At 57.2% G+C, this 6,272-nt stretch carries 6 protein-coding genes; 3 read left to right on the top strand and 3 right to left on the bottom strand.

The window, feature by feature from the left end:
- The coding region (locus ABHR75_RS02970) for an iron-containing alcohol dehydrogenase (protein WP_346963573.1) at positions 1-531 on the bottom strand (531 nt) is incomplete at its 3' end.
- Between the two features lie 256 nt (positions 532-787).
- Here ABHR75_RS02970 and ABHR75_RS02965 point away from each other — a divergent pair.
- Positions 788-1,348 (top strand): ferritin family protein, encoded by a 561-nt coding sequence (locus ABHR75_RS02965; RefSeq protein ID WP_022094328.1) that lies wholly within the window; start codon positions 788-790, stop codon positions 1,346-1,348.
- A gap of 241 nt (positions 1,349-1,589) precedes the next feature.
- On the opposite strand, the gene ABHR75_RS02960 is transcribed toward ABHR75_RS02965, so the two are convergent.
- Positions 1,590-2,471, bottom strand: coding sequence for a hypothetical protein (locus tag ABHR75_RS02960; RefSeq protein WP_138111895.1), 882 nt, complete (start codon positions 2,469-2,471; stop codon positions 1,590-1,592).
- 545 nt (positions 2,472-3,016) lie between these two features.
- Positions 3,017-4,450, bottom strand: coding sequence for a MocR-like pyridoxine biosynthesis transcription factor PdxR (pdxR, locus tag ABHR75_RS02955; protein ID WP_195569137.1), 1,434 nt, complete (start codon positions 4,448-4,450; stop codon positions 3,017-3,019).
- Positions 4,451-4,595: 145 nt separating this feature from the next.
- On the opposite strand from pdxR, the gene pdxS reads away from it, so the two are divergent.
- Positions 4,596-5,486: a pyridoxal 5'-phosphate synthase lyase subunit PdxS gene (gene pdxS, locus ABHR75_RS02950; protein WP_138111889.1), complete on the top strand. Its 891-nt coding sequence runs from the start codon at positions 4,596-4,598 to the stop codon at positions 5,484-5,486.
- A gap of 20 nt (positions 5,487-5,506) precedes the next feature.
- Complete coding sequence (gene pdxT, locus ABHR75_RS02945; protein ID WP_195569138.1) at positions 5,507-6,094, top strand: pyridoxal 5'-phosphate synthase glutaminase subunit PdxT; 588 nt, start codon at positions 5,507-5,509, stop codon at positions 6,092-6,094.
- Positions 6,095-6,272: the final 178 nt, after the last annotated feature.

The following is a 6,272-nucleotide window of genomic DNA, read 5'->3' as shown; positions in this document are numbered from 1 at the left end:
GTATTTATAGTGCGTCTCGTTATCGGTAATTACCGCCGCGAGCGTGACTTCGCTTCCCGTACCGGCGGTAGTGGGAACCGCAATAAGTAGCGGCAGGAGACGGTGGACGCGCAACAGGCCACGCATCTTGTTGATGGGCTTGTTCGGCTGTGCAATGCGCGCCCCCACACCCTTGGCGCAGTCCATGGCCGAACCGCCACCAAAGCCGATAATGGCCCGGCAGTCGTTCTCGCGATACAGCGCCGCCGCTTCCTCCACGTTTGAGACCGTGGGGTTCGCACGCGTTTCGGCATAGACCGTAGCGCCAATCCCCCTGCATGCGAGCGCCGTCTCGAGCGGTGCCGTGAGCCCCAGACGGGCAATGCCGGGATCCGTCACGATAAGGACCTTCTGGATCGAGCGCTTTTGAAGCACCGCGGGCACATCCTCGGCATGCTCTAAAATGCGCGGCTCGGTATAGGGCAGGATCGGCAATGCAATGCGAAAAACCGTCTGATATGTTCGGCACCAGGCACGACGGGCTAGATGCATAAAGGAAACTCCTTCATTTGTTGATAGGTCAACATTTGCTCGCCCGATTGTACTCAGCGGCGGTCAAAGACGGCCTGCCAATCGTTAATCAATCAACATCTTCATATCTCAAAATTGTTTTATTAAAAATCATTCCTAATAGGCTTCACATTTGGTTGCATTTATGGATAATAGAACTCGTCAAGACGCACGTCCGGAGAGGGCCCTTACGGGACCGGACGAGCGCACAATCGCCATAGATCGAAAGGATCGAATCATGAAGTTTGTTTGCCCCGTTTGCGGTTATGTGGAAGAGTTCGACGGCGACCAGCTGCCCGAGGACTTCAAGTGCCCCCAGTGCGGCGTTCCCGGTTCTCGCTTCCTGAAGCAGGAGGAGGGTCAGCTCGAGTGGGCTGCCGAGCACGTCGTGGGCGTCGCCAAGATGGAGGGCGTCTCCGAGGACATCGTTGCCGACCTGCGCGCCAACTTTGAGGGCGAGTGCTCCGAGGTCGGTATGTACCTGGCCATGGCGCGCGTCGCTCATCGCGAGGGCTATCCCGAGATCGGCCTGTACTGGGAGAAGGCTGCCCACGAGGAGGCCGAGCACGCTGCCAAGTTCGCTGAGCTCCTGGGCGAGGTCGTGACCGACTCCACCAAGAAGAACCTCGAGATGCGCGTTGAGGCCGAGAACGGCGCCACCGCCGGCAAGACCGATCTTGCTAAGCGCGCCAAGGCCGCTGGCCTCGATGCCATCCACGACACCGTGCACGAGATGGCTCGCGACGAGGCTCGCCACGGCAAGGCTTTCGCCGGCCTGCTCAAGCGCTACTTCGGCTAAGCCAGCAACCTGAGACATAACCTCTAGCTCGATGAGGCCCGGACCGCATGGTTCGGGCCTTTTTCGTGCCTCACAAACTTGTTAACTACCTGAAATAGGACCGCCTTCGGCATCGGCTTCTCGTCAAAAACTAAGTGAGTAGACTTTTTGGAACTTGCCGAGCAGACCATCCATATCACTTTATAAAGCCGCAGGTAAATGCCTTGTTGCAAAACGACCTAGTCGCCAAAGTGCCAAAAGTCTACTCACTTAGATTCGCAGCCGTCCACGATCGAGCCATTTTGTGTCTAGCGGGCATCTTTCCGTCGATTACTCCCAATTTTGTCCAGTCAACGAATAGTTCAGACCTGAGTAATGTCTCAGCCCTTTGCTCATCTGAGCTTTTATCACGATATTCAGCATCGAGCATCCTGCATATGGCCTTAACGATCGCGCGGAATCTATCCTCATCCGATATCTGTCTGTGTGTAAGGAGAAGCACATCGTAGCCCATGGCCTGAAGGGCCGTCATGCGGTCAGCGTCACGCAAGCCATCCCCTGCGCGTCCGTGCGAGGCCTTTCCCTGACATTCAATGGCCACCTGTCGCCTACCGTCCGGCGAAGAAAGAAGTAGGTCGATATATACACGGGACTTTCCCACAATCGCTCGAGCACTTGTGCTTAACGTCACTTCGACATTGAGCTCTATGCCGCAAAACCCTTCGCCTCCCAGGGCTCGCGGCAGTCCAAGCAACAAAAACGCCTCGACCTCAAAAGGCGACGCGGCACCCAATGGAACGAGTTGCGATACCGCCATAAATCTATTGCCGTAACGCATCCCGCAAACATCTGAACAAAAACGGTCAAGGTCTCCGCCCAAAACCAAAGCGTCTCGACGCCATAAATTTGAGGCGATGCCGTCCTCGGACGGGCAGCGCACCCAACCGAACGTTGTCGAAATCGCGCCCGAATCAATTGCACGCGAAAGATCCGCCTCAAGTGCCGCCGGCAGGGCACACACCGCAAACAAGCCACACATCTCCGCCAATACCAAAAGAAGCTGAAGATCCGTCAGATGCCGCGACATGATGAATGTCGTCAGTAGAGGAGATGTAACCAAAAACCCATGCTCCGTTTCCAGCACGGATTCCCTGGGGAGCTCACCAAGAAACAGCCGCTGCCTGATACTGGCAGGACAAGTCCGCTTGTTTCTCGTCCGGACCAATGTATACAACGGAAAGCCGAGCACAACCGCAGCCGTCGGGTTACGGGCAAGGTCATATCGCTGCCGGTCTTCTTCCGGCCGTGGAAGCGGCGGACACAAAGCGCGGACTTGAGGAGGCAAACGCCAGTACCTAAAAGCCGATATGTCACAAAGTAGATCCTTCATAGGCACAGGAAAACACGAATTTCAACCCAGTCAGTCACGTATTGGCGCGAACGCACCAAAAATGGCGCCGAACGGACTGCCAAGTTTTCAACAGCACTCCCCAACTGGCCAAAAGCTTGCCGAGAGCTGGACGAAGCCCTGTTGAAAACCCCATTTTTTCTCATGCAGGAGCTTTGCGCGGCAAGTGAGTAGACTTTTTTGAACATCCCGAGCAGGCCGGTCATCCTGCTTTTCAAAACCGCAGGTAGATAGCTTGTTACAAAACTGCCTGGTCGCCAAAGTGCTAAAAGTCTACTCACTTAGGTTGCAGAGTGCCCCCCCATTAGCTGCAATTCCAAGCTAGTTAGCACTTTTGGACTCAGATCGTCATACTGAACAAGAATTTGAGTTGAGTTTTCAGGGACAGATGCGCCATCGGCACACCAAAAACAGTCACCAATATCGATAAAAGGGATGCTCGAGCGCGTGAGGGCCCGTGCAAAAGTGCTTCCGCCCGTTCCACGCTCCGCAACCACGATACAGTAAAGGCCCGCGTCTGCATGCTCGATCGAGACTTCCCCTGCCGGAAACGCCTTCCGCACAAGCGCCGCCAGGCCATCGCGCGCCTCGCGAGCGCGCACGCGCACGCGGTTCACATGTCGCTCGTAATCACCCGATTCCAGCAAACGAGCCAAAGCGACCTGGTCAACAGAGCTAACCGACGAGGCGTAAAAACCAAGGTTGCGCCTAAACCGCTCCATTAGCTCATCGGGCAACACCATGTACGCTAGACGCAACGCCGATGACAGGCTCTTCGAAAACGTGTTGGTGTAAATAACCGACTGGGCGGCATCGATCGATGCGAGCGCAGGAATCGGCTTGCCAGCAAGGCGAAACTCACAATCAAAGTCATCTTCGATGAGATACCGACCTGGTCGCTCGGCGGCCCAGCTCAGAAGCGCATAGCGACGCGCAATGCTCGTCACAAGGCCGGTCGGATACTGATGGGACGGCATCAGGTGAAGGACATCGGTCCCGCTTTTCTGCAGAGTGCTCAAGTCCACGCCCTCATCATCCAACGGGATATGTCGAACTTGGCAGCCCATAGCCTGATAGATACGCGTCAGACGCAAATAGCCCGGATCCTCAACCGCATACACCTTGTCCGCGCCAAGCAACTGAACCAACATGGTATCGAGCAGCTGGGCGCCCGCACCGATAACGATGTTGTTGGGGTCGACATTCATACCCCTTGTCCCGTGCAGATGGTGAGCAATTGCGCGTCGCAGCCGAGCAGTGCCCTGCGCCGGTGCGGGCGAAAAGATTTCGCGCTCGTCTTCGGATGCCAGCGTCGCCCGTAGCGCGCTTTGCCAAAGCCGCGCCGCCTCCAAAGCAGAAGGAGAAAGCGCATCGAATCGCTCGACCTGTCCGTTGACATCATGCACGCTGGGGCCCACAGAGACGGCATCTCGGTCGATGCCCTCCGCAGCCGAAGCCAAAACCGGTGCATCCGGAAGCTCGCAAGCGTAGTAGCCACGACGTGGTATTGAGCAAATATAGCCCTCAGCGAGTAACTGGCTATATGCATTCTCGATGGTAATAACACTGATTCCCAGATGACTGGCAAAGGCGCGCTTAGACGGCAAATGCTCCCCCGCCACAATGCGTCCAGCTACGATATCATCTCGAATTTGCTGGTAAACATACTCATAGAGCGATGCTTCGCCGCGTTTTTCCAAATTGTAGTCAAGCATGAGCCTATCACCTGACCTTATTAAGTCATTCAATCTGGTATTAGTCTGACCTTGTAATTATCTCGAAAACTGAGTATTTTGTCATACCCAGCTCCCCGATAGGATGTTCCGTCAAGCAATGCACATGCCAACCAAGGGAGCAACCATGGCAGAACAGAACAGCAAGGCCGACCGCGTCAAACTCAATCGCGAGCTCGCGCAGATGCTCAAGGGCGGCGTCATCATGGACGTTACCACGCCCGAGCAGGCACGCATCGCCGAGGAGGCAGGCGCCTGCGCCGTCATGGCCCTCGAGCGCATCCCGGCCGACATCCGTGCCGCAGGCGGCGTCTCGCGCATGAGCGACCCCAGGATGATCAAGGGCATCCAGGAGGCCGTCTCCATCCCCGTCATGGCCAAGTGCCGCATCGGTCACATCGTCGAGGCGCAGGTCCTGCAGGCCATCGAGATCGACTACATCGATGAGTCCGAGGTTCTCTCCCCTGCCGATGACGTCTATCACATCGACAAGACCCAGTTTGACGTGCCGTTTGTCTGCGGCGCCCGTGATCTGGGCGAGGCGCTGCGCCGTGTTGCCGAAGGCGCCACGATGATTCGCACCAAGGGTGAGCCGGGTACGGGCGACGTCGTTCAGGCCGTGCGTCACATGCGCAAGATCCAAAAGCAGATCCGTGACGTTGTTGCCCTGCGCAACGACGAGCTCTTTGAGGCAGCCAAGCAACTGCAGGTTCCGGTCGAGCTGGTGCGCGAGGTCCATGCCACGGGTAAGCTTCCCGTCGTGAACTTTGCCGCCGGCGGCGTAGCGACCCCCGCCGACGCCGCGCTGATGATGCAGCTGGGCGCCGAAGGCGTGTTTGTCGGCTCGGGCATCTTTAAGAGCGGCGACCCCGCCAAGCGCGCAGCCGCCATCGTCAAGGCCGTGGCAAACTTCACCGATGCCAAGCTCATTGCCGAGCTTTCAGAGGACCTGGGCGAGGCCATGGTGGGCATCAACGCCGACGAGATCGAGATTATCATGGAAGAGCGCGGGCGCTAGTCCAGCAGAAAGGATCGCACATGAGCGATTATGCAGACCAAACGGTCGCCGTGCTGGCGGTCCAAGGCGCATTTGCCGAGCACGAGGCAAGACTATCCGAGCTGGGCGCGCGCTGTATTGAGCTGAGGCAGGCGGCTGATTTAAAGCAGGACTTTGACCGTCTGGTACTTCCCGGCGGCGAGTCTACCGTTCAAGGGAAGCTGCTAGATGAGTTGGGCATGCTCGAGGAGCTTCGCACCCGCATTGTTGAAGGCATGCCCGTCCTGGGCACCTGCGCCGGCCTGATTCTGCTGGCTCACGACCTTGCCGCCCATGACGATAAGGGCACGCCGCGCCTGGCAACCATGGATGTGCTCGTTGAGCGCAATGCCTACGGCAGGCAGCTCGGCAGTTTTCGAACCAAGGGGCAGGTAGCTGGCATCGACGGTGAAGTGCCGCTGACGTTTATCCGCGCGCCCCGCATCGTCGAGGTCCACGGCGACGCAAAGGCCTTAGCGAAAGTCGACGGCCGTATCGTCGCCGCGCGCCAGGGCAACCAGCTCGGCGTAACCTTCCACCCCGAACTCGACGAAGACACCCGCCTCCACGAAATGTTTCTACAAATGTAGGCATCGAAATCAACAAACAAAATGAGAGTGGATAATCTCCCACTTTGAGCTTGAATGCAGACTCAAACCGGGAGATTATCCACTCTCATGCTATGCAATCGTTGGGTGTTCCTATAGTTTTGTCAACCGTCGGGGCTACTCCCGGTAGGGCACCCGGTCGCGCATCACGGCGTATATC

This window comes from Collinsella aerofaciens, assembly GCF_039752955.1.
GTDB lineage: Bacteria > Actinomycetota > Coriobacteriia > Coriobacteriales > Coriobacteriaceae > Collinsella > Collinsella aerofaciens_BI.
This window is presented reverse-complemented; position numbering and strand designations above follow the sequence as displayed.

What these genes read in the sequence shown, in the direction of transcription:
- ABHR75_RS02965 (WP_022094328.1), top strand. Translation starts at nt 788, where the DNA reads ATGAAGTTTGTTTGCCCCGTTTGCGGTTATGTGGAAGAGTTCGACGGC.
- pdxR (WP_195569137.1), bottom strand. Translation starts at nt 4,450, where the DNA reads ATGCTTGACTACAATTTGGAAAAACGCGGCGAAGCATCGCTCTATGAG.
- pdxS (WP_138111889.1), top strand. Translation starts at nt 4,596, where the DNA reads ATGGCAGAACAGAACAGCAAGGCCGACCGCGTCAAACTCAATCGCGAG.
- pdxT (WP_195569138.1), top strand. Translation starts at nt 5,507, where the DNA reads ATGAGCGATTATGCAGACCAAACGGTCGCCGTGCTGGCGGTCCAAGGC.